Consider the following 13,354-nt stretch of genomic DNA (forward strand, 5'->3'; position numbering starts at 1 on the left):
GTCGGACCGGATCGGGCCCGATCACGACCCCGGTCGATCAGCCGCCACGCTTGGCATTGATCACGGCGACTCGGCGCTGGGCGGTGTCGAGCTTCTCCTGGAGCGCCTCGGCCCGCTGCTGGAGCGCCTCGGCCGACGCGGTCAGCGCCTGCGCCTCGGCGGCCTGCCGTTGCAGGGCCAGCGCGGCCCGCCGCAGCACCGGCAGCCGGGTCAGCACCGGACGCACGGCCACGGCCAGCACGACCAGGGCGAGGAACACCACCGCGAGGACGATCCAGGTCACCACGGCGGCCAGCCTACCGGCCGGCCCAGCTCCCCGCCGGGTCGGCCACCGCCGCCGCGCCCGGCGGGAGCGCGCTGGCGTAGGCGTCGAGGGCCGCGACGGCCTGGGCGCGGACCTGGTCGGCCAGCTCGGCCGGGGCGACCACGGTGACGTCCGGGCCGAGGCCCAGCACGAACCGGCGGGCCCACCCCAGGTCGGTGACGCGCAACGAGACCAGCCACCGGTCGCCGTCGCCGGGCTCGACCCGCTCGCACGGGTAGTACTCGGTGATCCACCGCTCGCCCCGGCCGATCCGCAGGGTGATCAGCGGCAGGTCCGGCGCCGGCCGGAACACCCCGTCGGTCAGGTCGGCGGGCCGGGCCCGCGACGGCACCACGGCCGCCTCGTCCAGCTCGGTGAACGCGTCGATCCGGTCGGCCCGGAACAGCCGGACCGCCTCGGCCCGTCGGCACCACGCCTCGACGTACGCCCGGCCGCTGACCGACAGCATCCGCAGCGGGTCGATGATCCGCTCGGTGCTCTCGTCCCGGGCCGCCGTGTAGTACGTGATCCGCAGCGCCCGACCCCGCTGCACCGCGTCGCGCAGCTCGCGCACCCGCTCGGTGTCCCCCGGCAGCTGGACCGCCACCGGGGCGCCGACCAGGTCACCGGCGGCGTTCTCGATCTTCGCCAGGGCGCGTTCCACCGCGTCCCGGTTGGCCACCCCGGGGGTCTCGGCGAGCATCCGCAGCGCCACCACCAGGGCCAGCGCCTCGTCCGGGGTGAGCCGCAGCGGCCGGTCGATGCCGGCGTCGTAGGTGATGGTGACCCGGTCCCCGTCGAAGGCCATGTCGATCAGGTCACCCGGGCCGTACCCGGGCAGCCCGCAGACCCACAGCAGCTCCAGGTCCTCCCGGAGCTGCCGCTCGGTGACGCCCAGGTCACCGGCCGCCTCGGCGATCTCGATGCCGGGCCGGGCCAGCAGGTACGGCACCAGGTTGAGCAGCCGGGCCAGCCGGTCGGCGGAGGCCCGGGAGCCACCCCGGGCGGCCGGGCGGGTCACCGGGCACCCCCGGCGGTCACCAGGTCCTCGTGCCGGGCGGCGATCTCCCGCAGCCGGGCGACGACCGCCTCCCGCAGCTCCGGTGGCTCGACCACCCGCACGTCCGGCCCGTACCCGACGAGTTGACCGGCGAGGGACTCCGGATCGGCGTACGGCAGCACCAGCCGGTCCCCGTCCGGCCCGCTGCTGCTACGCACCGCCCAGCGGCGCAGCCCGGCGGCCCGCCCGGGGGCCACCAGGACGGTCGCCCGCCCGGTCCGCTCCACCGGGCCCGACCAGCGGGCCACGTGACTGATCAGGTCGAGGCCGGCCGGGGGCTGGTAGGCGCCCGGCGCGCCCGTCGGCCGGACCGCCCCGACCACCCGGGACAGCCGGAAACAGCGGGTGGCGTCCCGGTCCAGGTCGTGCCCGACCACGTACCAGCGGCCCCGCCAGCACACCACCCCCCACGGTTGCAGGCGGCGGCGCGTCGGCGCGTCCCCGTCGGGCACCCGGTAGTCGAAGCTCACCTCGCGGCGGTCCCGCGCGGCGGCGGTCAGCGGCGCGAACGCCGGGTCGACGGTGACCATCGGCTCCAGGCCCAGGGTCGCCTGCGGGTCGACGTCCACCCCGGCGGCGCGCAGCTTCGCCAGCCCCGAGGAGGCGGCGGCGGCCAGCCCGGCGTGCTGCCACAACCGCGCGGCGATACCCACCGCGGCGGCCTCGTCCGGCTCCAGCGGGATGTCGGGCAGGGCGTACTCGCGGGGGGCGATCCGGTACCCCGGCTCGGTGTCGAAGACACTCGCCGTGCCGGTCTCCAGCGGCACGCCCAGCTCGCGCAGTTCGGCCTTGTCCCGCTCGAACTTGCGCTGGAAGGCCTCGTGGTCCTTCGGATCGTCGGGGTCGTGCTCGTAGCCGGGCACGGTCGCGGCGATCTGCGCGGCGGTCAGGAACCGTCGCGTGGACAGCAGGCAGATCACCAGGTTGACCAGGCGTTCGGTGCGGTTCCGCGACACGTGCAAACGCTAGCAGCCCGCCCGACGGCCCCGTGCACCCGCACGGGCTCGGCGGGCCGCGTACCCGCTCAGGTGCGGTGACCAGGCCGACCACGCCGGCGGGCGGTATCCCGGTCCGGGCGGGCCCCACGCGGCCGTAGGGTTCTCCCATGGCGCACCCGAGCGTGCGGGCGGAGAGCACCGGCACGGTCGTCGTGGCCGGGCTGGCCAACCTCGCCGTCGCCGTGGCCAAGCTCGTCGCCGGGGTGATCTCCGGGTCCGCCGCGATGCTCTCCGAGGCGGCCCACTCGGCCGCCGACACCACCACCGAGGCGCTGCTCTTCCTGGCGCTGCGGCGTGGCGCCCGGCCGGCCGACGTGCGACACCCCTTCGGGTACGGCAAGGAGAGTTACGTCTGGGCGTTCCTGGCCGCGCTGTTCACCTTCGTCGCCGGCGCCGGTTTCGCCGTCACCCACGGCATCACCACCATCCTCGTCCACGAGCACACCGGCGACTACCTGTCGTCGTACGTGGTGCTGGCGGTCGCCTTCGTCGCCGAGTCGGTGTCGTTGGCCCGCGCCCGCCGCCAGGTGCGGGGCGAGGCCCGACGGTGGCGCACCACCCCCCGCCGGTTCCTGCGGCTCACCCCCGACACCACCGTCAAGGCGGTTGTCCTCGAGGACAGCGCCGCCCTGGTCGGGCTGCTCCTGGCCGCCGCCGGGCTCGGCCTGTCCCAGCTCACCGGCGACGAACTGTACGACGGCCTCGCCTCGGTCCTGATCGGCGTGCTGCTGCTGGTGGTCGCCGGCACCCTGGCACACAGCAACGTCACCCTGCTGGTCGGGCGGGCGGTGCCGGAGCGGCTGCACCACGAGATCGAACGCGAACTGGCCGCCCTGCCCGCCGTGGAACGGGTCGACACCCTGCTCACCATGCAACTCGGACCGGTGGACATCCTGGTCGCCGCCAAGGTCGACTTCGACGACGACGCCAGCGGGGCCGACATCGAGAGCACCGCCGACGCGGCGGAACGCCGGCTCACCGGCCGGTACCCGGAGATCCGGTACGTCTTCCTCGACCCCAGCCCCTCCGTGCCCGGCGCGGACGGCCGGCACGCCCGGCACACCCAGGTCGACCCGCCGCCGGACGGCGAGCCGTGACCCCGGGCGCCACCGGGCACGGCCGCGGCGCTAGCGTGCCGGGCATGGTGCGATGGCGGTCCGGGACGGTCACGGCGCTGCGCCGGCAGTGGGCCGGCGCGGTGGAACTCGACGTGCGACTGCCCGACGGCACCGGCATGCGCGCCCTGGCCTACCCCGACCTGGTCGGCCGGCCGGAGCCCGGCGACCGGGTGCTGCTCAACGCCGGCGCGCTGCTGATGGGCCTCGGCACCGGCGGGTACGCCCTGGTGGTGGCCCTGCCCGACCGGCTGCCGCCGGACCCGCCGCAGGCGCTGGACAGCCGCGACGCCGGGCACCTGGTCAAGGCCCGCTACACCCCGCTGCAACCCATCCTGCTCGGCGTGGACGAGGAGGCCTCCCCGCACCGGGCGGTGCTCGCCGCCGCCGACGGCCTGGACGGCATGCCGGTGGTCACCGCCGACCTGCACTCCGCGCTGCCGGCCGTGCTCGCCGGCATCCACGCCGACGCCCCCGACGCCCGGGTGGCCTACCTGCTCACCGACGGCGGGGCGCTGCCCGCCTGGTTCTCCCGCACCCTGGCCGGGCTGCGTGACCACCTGGCCGGCACGATCAGCGTCGGGCAGGCGTTCGGCGGTGACCTGGAAGCCGCCACCCTGCACACCGGCCTGCTGGCCGCCCGGCACGTGCTGCACGCCGACCTCGCGATCGTCGCGCAGGGCCCCGGGAACCTCGGCACCGGCACCCGGTGGGGCTTCTCCGGGGTCGCCGTCGGCGAGGCGGTCAACGCGGTGGCCGTGCTCGGCGGGCGGCCCGTCGGCTCGCTGCGCATCTCCGACGCCGACCCCCGCCCCCGGCACCAGGGCGTGTCCCACCACAGCCTCACCGCGTACGGGCGGGTCGCGCTCGCCCCCGCCGACCTGGTGGTGCCCGAGGGACTCGACCCGGCCCTGGCCGCGCGGGTCGACGCGGCGCTCGGCCCGCTGGCCGACCGGCACCGGGTCGTCCGGGTGCCGACCGAGGGGCTGGACGCCGCGCTGCGGGCCACCCCGGTGCCGCTGTCGACCATGGGCCGGAGCCTCGCCGCCGACCACGCCTACTTCCTGGCCGCCGCCGCCGCCGGCCGGCACGCCGCCGCGCTGGCCGGCTGACCCGCCGCCGGGGCGGACCTCAGACCAGGAAGATCAACGCCAACCAGGCGCCGACCATCGCCGCCAACGCGACCGCCAGCACCCAGGTCGGCACCGTGTACTCGCCGCGCCGGTTGCGCTCGATCTCGGCCCGGATCTTCTCCCGACGCCGGTCCACCCAGTTGCGGGGCTTGGCGTCGTCGTCCGAGGACCGGTCGGCAGGCTGAAAACTCGTCATGACCCGGCAAGCGTACCGGTGGACGGTCGACCGCCCACCGGTACGCCCGAGCCACGCGGGTCACATGCTGGCGATCAGCCGCTCCACCCGCTCGTCGTACGCCCGGAACGGGTCCTTGCAGAGCACCGTGCGCTGCGCCTGGTCGTTGAGCTTCAGGTGCACCCAGTCGACGGTGAAGTCCCGCCGCTTCTCCTGGGCGTGCCGGATGAACTCGCCCCGCAGCCGGGCCCGGGTGGTCTGCGGCGGGGTCTCCTTCGCCTCGAAGATCTCCGGGTCGGTGGTCACCCGGTCCACCTGACCGCGCCGCTCCAGCAGCCCGTACAGGCCCCGCCCCCGGCGCAGGTCGTGGTAGGCCAGGTCCATCTGGGCCACCCGGGGGTGCGACAACGGCAGGTCGTGCTTGCGCTGGTACCGCTCGATCAACCGCAGCTTCGTCACCCAGTCGATCTCCCGGGCCACCGGGTCCAGGTCACCGGTCTCCACCGCGCGCAGCACCCGGCCCCACAACTCCACCACCCGCTTGGCGGTCTGGTCCCCGCCCCGGCGCTCGACGAACTCCGTCGCCTTGGCCAGGTACTCCTGCTGGATCTCCAGCGCGCTGACCTCCTTGCCGGAGGCCAGGCGCACCTTGCGCCGGCCGGTGATGTCGTGCGACACCTCCCGGATCGCCCGGATCGGGTTCTCCAGGGACAGGTCCCGCATCACCACCCCGGCCTCGATCATCCGCAGCACGATGTCCGCCGTGCCGACCTTCAGCAGCGTGGTGACCTCGTTCATGTTGGAGTCGCCGACGATCACGTGCAGCCGCCGGTACCGCTCGGCGTCGGCGTGCGGCTCGTCCCGGGTGTTGATGATCGGCCGGCTGCGGGTGGTCGCCGAGGAGACCCCCTCCCAGATGTGCTCCGCCCGCTGCGACAGGCAGTACACCGCGCCCCGGGGGGTCTGGAGCACCTTGCCCGCGCCGCAGATGAGCTGCCGGGTGACCAGGAACGGGATCAGTACGTCGGCCAGCCGGCCGAACTCGCCGTGCCGGGACACCAGGTAGTTCTCGTGGCAGCCGTACGAGTTGCCGGCCGAGTCGGTGTTGTTCTTGAACAGGTAGATGTCCCCGGCGATGCCCTCGTCGTGCAGCCGCTTCTCCGCGTCGACGAGCAGCCCCTCCAGGATCCGCTCACCGGCCCGGTCGTGGGCCACCAGGTCCACCACCGAGTCGCACTCCGGGGTCGCGTACTCCGGATGGGACCCCACGTCCAGATACAGCCGGGCCCCGTTGCGCAGGAACACGTTGCTCGACCGGCCCCACGACACCACCCGCCGGAACAGGTATCGGGCGACCTCGTCGGGGGACAACCGCCGCTGACCCCGGTAGGTGCAGGTGACGCCGTACTCGGTCTCGAGGCCGAAGATTCGCCGCTCCATGATGTGACATTAGCCGCCCGAGGCACCAGATGGGCACTGCTCACCACCGGGGAAACCACCGGGCGCGCCGCCGCCGGCCCGACCGGTGCCGGACGCCCTGGTCAGCGCGGGGCACAGACGGCGACCGGGCCGGTGCGGCGGAGATCCGCCGCACCGGCCCGGTCGCCGGACAACGCCTACTTCTGCGGGGTCTCGCCCTGCGGGCCCTCCAGGTCGGCCGAGCCCGCCGACGTGGTCGGCTTGCCCGCCTCCCGGGTCGGGGTGGTCGGCTTCTCGTCCGCCGTCGGGGCCTCGGCCGGCGCCGCGTCCCCGGCCAACAGGGCGGTCAGCGCCGCCCCGGTGACCCGCCGGAAGGTCCGCCCGACCCGACGCCGGTCCAGCACCGCCACCTCGAGCTGCTCGGCGGCGATGGTACGGGCCGCGCCGCCCTCCCCGCCGACGCTGCCCAGCGCCTGCACCGCGACCGTCACCGCCTCGGCGAGGGACATGTCCGGCCGGTGCCGCTCCTTCAGCACCCCGGTGATCGCCTCCGCCTGCCCACCCATCGCCATCCGGCCCGGCTCGTCGTTGACCGAGCCGTCGTAGGTCAGCCGGTACAGCTCGTCGTCCTCGGCGCTCGCCCCGACCTGCGCCACGCAGATCTCCACCTCGAACGGCTTGGACTGCTCGGTGAAGATCGTCCCCAGGATCTGGGCGAAGGCGTTGGCCAGGGCCCGGCCGGTCACGTCCCGCCGGTCGTACGCCAGGCCGTTGAGGTCGGCCGTGCGCACCCCGAACCGCCGCAGGTTCTCGAACTCGTTGTACCGGCCGACCGCGGCGAAGCCGATCCGGTCGTAGATCTCACTGACCTTGTGCAGGGCGCTGGACAGGTTCTCCGCGACGAAGAGCACCCCGTCGGCGTAGCTCAGGACCACCGCGCTCCGACCCCGGGCGATGCCCTTGCGGGCCAGCTCGGAGCGGTCGCGCATGATCTGCTCGGGCGAGGCGTAGAACTGCATGGCCACGGCGGCGGTTCTCCTTAGGGCACGTGGGTGGCGACTGCTTCAAGGTGGACGACGGCCGGCGTCAGCCGCCCGGGTTCTCCCGACGGGCGGAGACCACGGTCTCGGCGAGCGCCGAGACCTCCTCCTCACCGAGCCGGTGGGTGCCCTCCGCCGTCGCGGTCATCACCACCGGGTAGATCCGGCGGATCAGGTCCGGGCCGCCGGTGGCGGTGTCGTCGTCGGCCGCGTCGTAGAGCGCGTCCACCGCCAGCCGGACCGCCTCGTCGACCGACACCCCCGGCCGGTACCGCTTCTTCAGCGCCGACTTGGCGAACAGCGACCCGGAGCCGACGGCGTCGTAGCCGTACTCCTCGTAGGGGCCGCCGGTGACGTCGAAGCTGAAGATCCGCCCGGCCCGCGCCGGGTCGGCGGCCGCGAGGTCGAAGCCGGCGAAGAGCGGCACCACCGCCAGGCCCTGCATCGCCGCGCCCAGGTTGCCCCGGATCATCGCGGCGAGCCGGTTGGCCTTGCCGTCCAGCGAGAGCATCGCGCCCTCGATCTTCTCGTAGTGCTCCAGTTCCACCTGGAACAGTCGCATCATCTCCAGGCCGATCGCCGCCGAGCCGGCGATGCCGACCAGCGAGTACGCGTCGGCCGGATGCACCTTCTCCATGGTGCGCTGGGCGATCATGTTGCCCATGGTGGCCCGCCGGTCGCCGGCCATCACCACGCCACCGTCGGCCACGATCGCCACGATGGTGGTCGCGTGCGGCGACAGCTCGCCGGCCGCGCCCGGCGGCAGCGGCCGACGGCCGGGCAGCATCTCGGGAGCCACCCTGCTCAGGAACGTGGTGAAGGAGGACGTCGTCCCCGCGCTGGTGAACGCATCTGGTAGACGCCCGGATGGATCAAAAGCCGCTGCCACGTGGTTCCTCTCAGGTACGTGATCGCCCTGGCCAGCCTCGCGGGACTGTCACGGAACTGGCCAAGACCACCGTTGCAGTTGAAGCAGAGTATCCCGCGCACCCACCCGGTGCGATGATCGTGGTCCACATGTTCCGGATCGGGGTCACCACAGACCGCGCAGACCCCGCCCTGCTCCCTCCGGAGCGCGTCGACGTCCTGCTGTCCGATCCCGTACCGCCGACGCAGGTGGTACTCGCGCGTACCACCGTAGAGCCGCTGGGCGGTCTCCTTGCCCCGGGCGTTGTGGCACGGCTTGCAGTAGCTGTGTCGACCGCTCGGCTTCGTGGTGCGCGGAAAATCGTCGAGTGGCTTGACCTGGTCGCAGTCCGGGCACCATTTCTGGCCGGCTGGCACCGGCACCGAGGGCCGCTTCTGGGTGGCGGCGGTTCCCCGCTGACGGCGGCTCGCCGCCGAGCGGATCGACGCGCACGCCTTGCAGTAGAAGGCGCGCCCGTCCGGCCGCCGCCGGTTGCGGTGGAACTCCGTGGCCGGCAGGACCCGCTCGCACTGCGGACATCGCTTGCCCGACTCGGAGGGCAAATCGGGCATTAGCCTCATTGGCCGCCTTTCTGGACATACCCCCTCACGAACTCCTCGGCGTTCTCCTCCAGGACGGAGTCGATCTCGTCCAGCAGATCGTCGACGTCCTCGGTGATCTCGGCGTGCCGCTCGGCGACCTCCGGGTTCGCCTCGGTGGTGACGTCCTCGATCTCCTCGCCCTGCCGGGACTTGCCCGACTGCGACTGCCCGCCGCTGTCACGAGTGGCCATCTGCTGCCTCCTCCACGCTTGCTGGCGCCTGCGCGACCGTGGTTGCTGCCGCCGCCACGATCGCCTGCGATGAACTTACCTCGCGCGGGCGACGAAAAGCCCGTCGCGCGCCGGCCCATCGGCGCGCGACGGGCTCGCCGGGCCCGGCGTCAGCCGCCGGTCAGGGTCTCCAGCAGGTCCTTCGCGCTCTCGCACCGGTCGAACAACGCACCGACGTGCGCGCGGGTGCCCCGCTCCGGCTCCATCATTGGCACCCGGACCAGCGACTCCCGGCCCACGTCGAAGATGACCGAGTCCCAACTCGCCGCGACCACCTCCGAGGCGTACTGGGCCAGGCAGCGGCCTCGGAAGTAGGCCCGGGTGTCCTCCGGCGGCTCGGTCATCGCGGTCCGGGTCTGCTCCTCGGTCAGCAGCGTCCGCATCGACCCGCGCTGGACGAGGCGGTGGTAGAGCCCCTTCTCCGGGCGGACGTCGGAGTACTGCAGGTCGACCAGTTGGAGCTTGTGCGAGCCCCAGCCGAGCTTCTCCCGCTCCCGGTAGCCCTCCAGCAGCCGCAGCTTCGCCACCCAGTCCAGGGTGTCGGCGCAGGAGAACACGTCGCGGCCGAGCCGGTCCAGCGCGTCCTCCCAGCGGTCCAGCACGTCCACGGTCTGCGCGTCGGCGTCGGCGCCGTACCGCTCGTCCACGAAGGAGCGGACCCGCTCGTAGTACGCCCACTGGACGTCCAGGGCGGTCAGCCGGCGGCCGTCGCGCAGCCGCATCAGGTGGGTCAGCGACGGGTCGTGGCTGACCGCCCGCAGCTCGCTGACCGGGTCGGCGATGCCCAGGTCCGGGCCGAGCGCCTTCTCCTCGATCATGGTGAGGATCAGCGCGGTGGTGCCGAGCTTCAGGTAGGTGGAGATCTCCGACAGGTTCGCGTCGCCGATGATCACGTGCAGCCGGCGGTACTTGTCGGCGTCGGCGTGCGGCTCGTCGCGGGTGTTGATGATGGGCCGCTTGAGGGTGGTCTCCAGCCCCACCTCGACCTCGAAGAAGTCGGCCCGCTGGGAGATCTGGAACCCGCTCTGACCGCCGTCCTGGCCGATGCCGACCCGGCCGGCGCCGCAGACGATCTGCCGGGTCACGAAGAACGGCGTCAGGTACGCCACGATGTCGGCGAACGGCGTCTGCCGGCGCATCAGGTAGTTCTCGTGCGCGCCGTAGCTGGCGCCCTTGTTGTCGGTGTTGTTCTTGTACAGGTGGATGGGCTGGGTGCCCGGGATGGTGGCGGCCCGGCGGGCGGCCTCGGCCATCACCCGCTCACCGGCCTTGTCCCACCGCACCAGGTCGAGGGGGTTGGTTACCTCGGGGGTGGAGTACTCGGGGTGGGCGTGGTCGACGTAGAGCCGCGCGCCGTTGGTGAGGATGACGTTGGCCAGCCCCAGGTCCTCGTCGGCGAGCGCCTCCGCCGGGTCGTACGCGGCCCCGGAGTAGGTGAAGCCGCGGGCGTCGCGCAGCGGCGACTCCTCTTCGTAGTCCCAGCGGGCCCGGCCGCCACGGTTGAGTTCCGGGCGCGCCCCGTAGGCGTTGACCACCTGGGAGGAGGTGACCATCGGGTTGGCCCCGGCCTGGCCGGGCACGGAGATGCCGTACTCGACCTCGGTGCCCATGATCCGTCTCACGCTCATCGAATTACCCGCTCCGCTCGCCGACCCGGTCCCCCGTCACGTCGAGCGTAGTCCGCGCGGGACACGATGGTGGTGTCGCGCCGCCACGGCGGGTTGCGGCGGCCACCGTGGCGTCCGGCCGGGACCGCGGTGGCGCGGACGCGCAGAGCCCGCGACGCGGGTGCGTCGCGGGCTCTGCCGGTGGCCGTTACAGGTACTGGCCGGTGTTGCTGGCGGTCTCGATGGACCGGCCGGCCTCGGCGCCCTTGCCACCGGAGACGAGCGTGCGGATGTAGACGATCCGTTCGCCCTTCTTGCCGGAGATCCGGGCCCAGTCGTCGGGGTTGGTGGTGTTGGGCAGGTCCTCGTTCTCCCGGAACTCGTCGACGCAGGCGTCGAGCAGGTGCTGCAGGCGCAGCCCCTTACGCCCGGAGGTGAGGAACTCCTTGATGGCCATCTTCTTGCCCCGGTCGACGATGTTCTGGATCATCGCGCCGGAGTTGAAGTCCTTGAAGTACAGGACCTCCTTGTCACCGTTGGCGTAGGTGACCTCGAGGAAGCGGTTCTCCTCGGTCTCCGAGTACATCCGCAGCACCACCGCGTCGATCATGGCGGCGACGGTGGCCTGCGCGTCGCCGCCGTGCTCGGCCAGGTCGTCGGCGTGCAGCGGCAGGCCGGAGAGGATGTACTTGGAGAAGATGTCCTTGGCCGCCTCGGCGTCCGGACGCTCGATCTTGATCTTCACGTCCAGCCGGCCCGGCCGCAGGATGGCCGGGTCGATCATGTCCTCCCGGTTGGAGGCGCCGATGACGATGACGTTCTCCAGCCCCTCCACGCCGTCGATCTCGCTGAGCAGCTGGGGGACGATGGTGTTCTCCACGTCCGAGGAGACACCGGAGCCCCGGGTCCGGAAGATCGAGTCCATCTCGTCGAAGAACACGATCACCGGGGTGCCCTCGCCGGCCTTCTCGCGGGCCCGCTGGAAGATCAGCCGGATGTGCCGCTCGGTCTCGCCGACGTACTTGTTGAGCAGCTCGGGACCCTTGATGTTGAGGAAGAAGCTGGTGTGCTTCTCCTTGCCCATCCGTTCGGCGATCTTCTTGGCCAGGGAGTTGGCCACCGCCTTGGCGATCAGGGTCTTGCCGCAGCCGGGCGGACCGTAGAGCAGGATGCCCTTCGGCGGCCGGAGTTGGTGCTCACGGAACAGGTCGGCGTGCAGGAAGGGCAGCTCCACCGCGTCGCGGATCTGCTCGATCTGCGCCTGGAGGCCACCGATGTCCTCGTAGTGGACGTCGGGCACCTCCTCCAGGACGAGTTCCTCGACCTCGCTCTTCGGGATCCGCTCGTACGCGTACGCCGAGCGGGGCTCGATCATGAGCGAGTCGCCGGCCCGGATCGCGCTGCCGATCAGGGTCTCGGCGAGGTGGACGATCCGCTCCTCGTCGGAGTGGGAGACCACCAGCGCCCGGTCCGCCTGGCCGCCGGAGGGACTCTCCAGCAGTTCCTTGAGCATGACCACCTCGCCGACCCGTTCGTAGCCGAACGCGTCGACGACGTTGAGCGCGTCGTTGAGCAGGACCTCCTGGCCGCGTTGCAGCTCGGTGCCGTCCAGCGAGGGCGAGACGGCGACCCGGAGCTTGCGCCCACCGGTGAAGATGTCCACCGTGCCGTCGTCGTGCCGTGCCAGGAAGACGCCGTAGCCGCTCGGCGGCTGCGCCAGGCGGTCGATCTCCTCCTTGAGCGTCACGATCTGCGCGCGAGCCTCCTTGAGGGTGCTCACGAGCCGCTCGTTGTTCTCGGTCAGCCGCGCCAACTGCGCCTGGGTAGCCGCCAGCCGCTCTTCGAGCTGCCGGACGTGTCGGGGGCTTTCGGTCAACTTGCGCCGCACCAGAGCGAGTTCCTCTTGGAGAAACGCGACCTGCGTGGAGAGATCGTGGGCCTCCTTCTCCCACCGTGCGGCGCGCGAGTCCGCGTCGTCACTGCGTGCCACGTCCCACCTCCCCGGGGGGCTTGAACGTTCTTGCCTAACACTAGCCGCTGTGAGGCCGATTCGGTCCCACGCAACGCCCTCGTCACTGAACCTTGATCGCCACGACCCGACCGTGGGCCCCGCCGGACGCCCCGTGCCACCCCCGCCGCCGACGTCCCGACGACCGGGCCGCGTCCCCCGCTCCGCCCCGCCGTGCCGGCCCTGAGCTGCGACGACACGGACCTCCGGGGCTCACCGGCCGACCCCGCACGCCCGGCCGACGGGCCGGCGGAGGGCGGGGCCGACCCGGCCCGACATCTCGGTGCCCGTCGATGGTGCGCCGGCCGGCGACACGGCTTTGCCCGCCGGCGGGCCGGGGTGGCGCTCGCGGTGTCGGTGGTGGCGTCCGGGGCCGGCGGGGCGCGGGCGCACGACCGGGGTACCGTCGGAGCCGTGGGACGCGAGAACATGGGGGTACGCCGGTGACCGAGGTCGCGACCGACCAGGTGCAGGTCTGGGTGGACCAGGACCTCTGCACCGGGGACGGGCTCTGTGTGCAGTACGCCCCGGAGGTCTTCGAGTTCGACGTCGACGGCCTGGCCTACGTCAAGGGCGCCGACGGTGAGCTGCGGCAGGCCCCGGGCAGCCGGGTGGACGTGCCCGCACACCTGCGTCTCGAGGTGATCGACTCGGCGCGGGAGTGCCCCGGCGAGTGCATCCACGTGGTGCGCGACGACGGCGTCGAGATCGCCGGCCCGGACGCGGACTGAGCCACCACGGTCGTCGGCCGCCGGC

14 protein-coding genes are annotated in these 13,354 nt (G+C 72.9%); 3 read left to right on the forward strand and 11 right to left on the reverse strand.

All coding sequences use genetic code 11. The annotated features are described in order from the left end of the window. Positions 1-37: 37 nt before the first annotated feature. From AWW66_RS16530 to AWW66_RS16540, 3 genes are read right to left on the reverse strand one after another with little or no spacing between them, the layout of a single operon-like run. Positions 38-286, reverse strand: a complete 249-nt coding sequence (locus AWW66_RS16530) for a hypothetical protein (protein ID WP_067366771.1) — start codon at positions 284-286, stop codon at positions 38-40. 10 nt (positions 287-296) lie between these two features. Then, entirely contained in the window at positions 297-1,325 is a 1,029-nt protein-coding gene (locus AWW66_RS16535; RefSeq protein WP_067366774.1) for a helix-turn-helix transcriptional regulator, read from the reverse strand. Next, complete coding sequence (locus tag AWW66_RS16540) at positions 1,322-2,320, reverse strand: helix-turn-helix transcriptional regulator (RefSeq protein WP_067366776.1); 999 nt, start codon at positions 2,318-2,320, stop codon at positions 1,322-1,324. The genes AWW66_RS16535 and AWW66_RS16540 overlap by 4 nt, the downstream gene beginning before the upstream one ends. Positions 2,321-2,469: 149 nt before the next feature. Here AWW66_RS16540 and AWW66_RS16545 point away from each other — a divergent pair, with 149 nt between their 5' ends. Next, a complete protein-coding gene (locus AWW66_RS16545) occupies positions 2,470-3,459 on the forward strand; it encodes a cation diffusion facilitator family transporter (protein ID WP_067366779.1) in 990 nt (329 codons plus the stop codon). A gap of 44 nt (positions 3,460-3,503) precedes the next feature. Continuing rightward, a complete protein-coding gene (locus tag AWW66_RS16550) occupies positions 3,504-4,589 on the forward strand; it encodes a DUF3866 family protein (protein WP_067366827.1) in 1,086 nt (361 codons plus the stop codon). Positions 4,590-4,608: 19 nt separating this feature from the next. Here AWW66_RS16550 and AWW66_RS16555 read toward each other — a convergent pair whose 3' ends face one another. From AWW66_RS16555 to arc, 8 genes are all read right to left on the reverse strand, one after another. Then, positions 4,609-4,806 (reverse strand): hypothetical protein, encoded by a 198-nt coding sequence (locus AWW66_RS16555; RefSeq protein WP_067366782.1) that lies wholly within the window; start codon positions 4,804-4,806, stop codon positions 4,609-4,611. 60 nt (positions 4,807-4,866) lie between these two features. Next, positions 4,867-6,225: a Pup--protein ligase gene (gene pafA, locus AWW66_RS16560; RefSeq protein WP_067366786.1), complete on the reverse strand. Its 1,359-nt coding sequence runs from the start codon at positions 6,223-6,225 to the stop codon at positions 4,867-4,869. 176 nt (positions 6,226-6,401) lie between these two features. Next, positions 6,402-7,229, reverse strand: a complete 828-nt coding sequence (gene prcA / locus AWW66_RS16565) for a proteasome subunit alpha (protein WP_067366789.1) — start codon at positions 7,227-7,229, stop codon at positions 6,402-6,404. Between the two features lie 61 nt (positions 7,230-7,290). Beyond that, positions 7,291-8,133 (reverse strand): proteasome subunit beta, encoded by an 843-nt coding sequence (gene prcB / locus AWW66_RS16570; protein ID WP_067366792.1) that lies wholly within the window; start codon positions 8,131-8,133, stop codon positions 7,291-7,293. Beyond that, the gene (locus tag AWW66_RS32760; protein WP_083978549.1) at positions 8,049-8,723 is read right to left on the reverse strand and encodes an endonuclease VII domain-containing protein; all 675 of its coding nucleotides are present in this window, start codon (positions 8,721-8,723) and stop codon (positions 8,049-8,051) included. The genes prcB and AWW66_RS32760 overlap by 85 nt, the downstream gene beginning before the upstream one ends. A 5-nt stretch (positions 8,724-8,728) precedes the next feature. Next, positions 8,729-8,944: a ubiquitin-like protein Pup gene (locus tag AWW66_RS16575; RefSeq protein WP_067366797.1), complete on the reverse strand. Its 216-nt coding sequence runs from the start codon at positions 8,942-8,944 to the stop codon at positions 8,729-8,731. Positions 8,945-9,093: 149 nt separating this feature from the next. After that, positions 9,094-10,611, reverse strand: a complete 1,518-nt coding sequence (gene dop, locus AWW66_RS16580) for a depupylase/deamidase Dop (RefSeq protein WP_067366800.1) — start codon at positions 10,609-10,611, stop codon at positions 9,094-9,096. Between the two features lie 187 nt (positions 10,612-10,798). Further along, a complete protein-coding gene (gene arc / locus AWW66_RS16585; protein ID WP_067366803.1) occupies positions 10,799-12,580 on the reverse strand; it encodes a proteasome ATPase in 1,782 nt (593 codons plus the stop codon). A gap of 461 nt (positions 12,581-13,041) precedes the next feature. On the opposite strand from arc, the gene AWW66_RS16595 reads away from it, so the two are divergent. Beyond that, on the forward strand, positions 13,042-13,329 hold the full coding sequence (locus AWW66_RS16595; protein WP_067366810.1) for a ferredoxin: 288 nt from the start codon (positions 13,042-13,044) through the stop codon (positions 13,327-13,329). Positions 13,330-13,354 lie beyond the last annotated feature (25 nt).

Origin of the sequence: Micromonospora rosaria (assembly GCF_001567585.1) — a bacterium.
GTDB lineage: Bacteria > Actinomycetota > Actinomycetes > Mycobacteriales > Micromonosporaceae > Micromonospora > Micromonospora rosaria.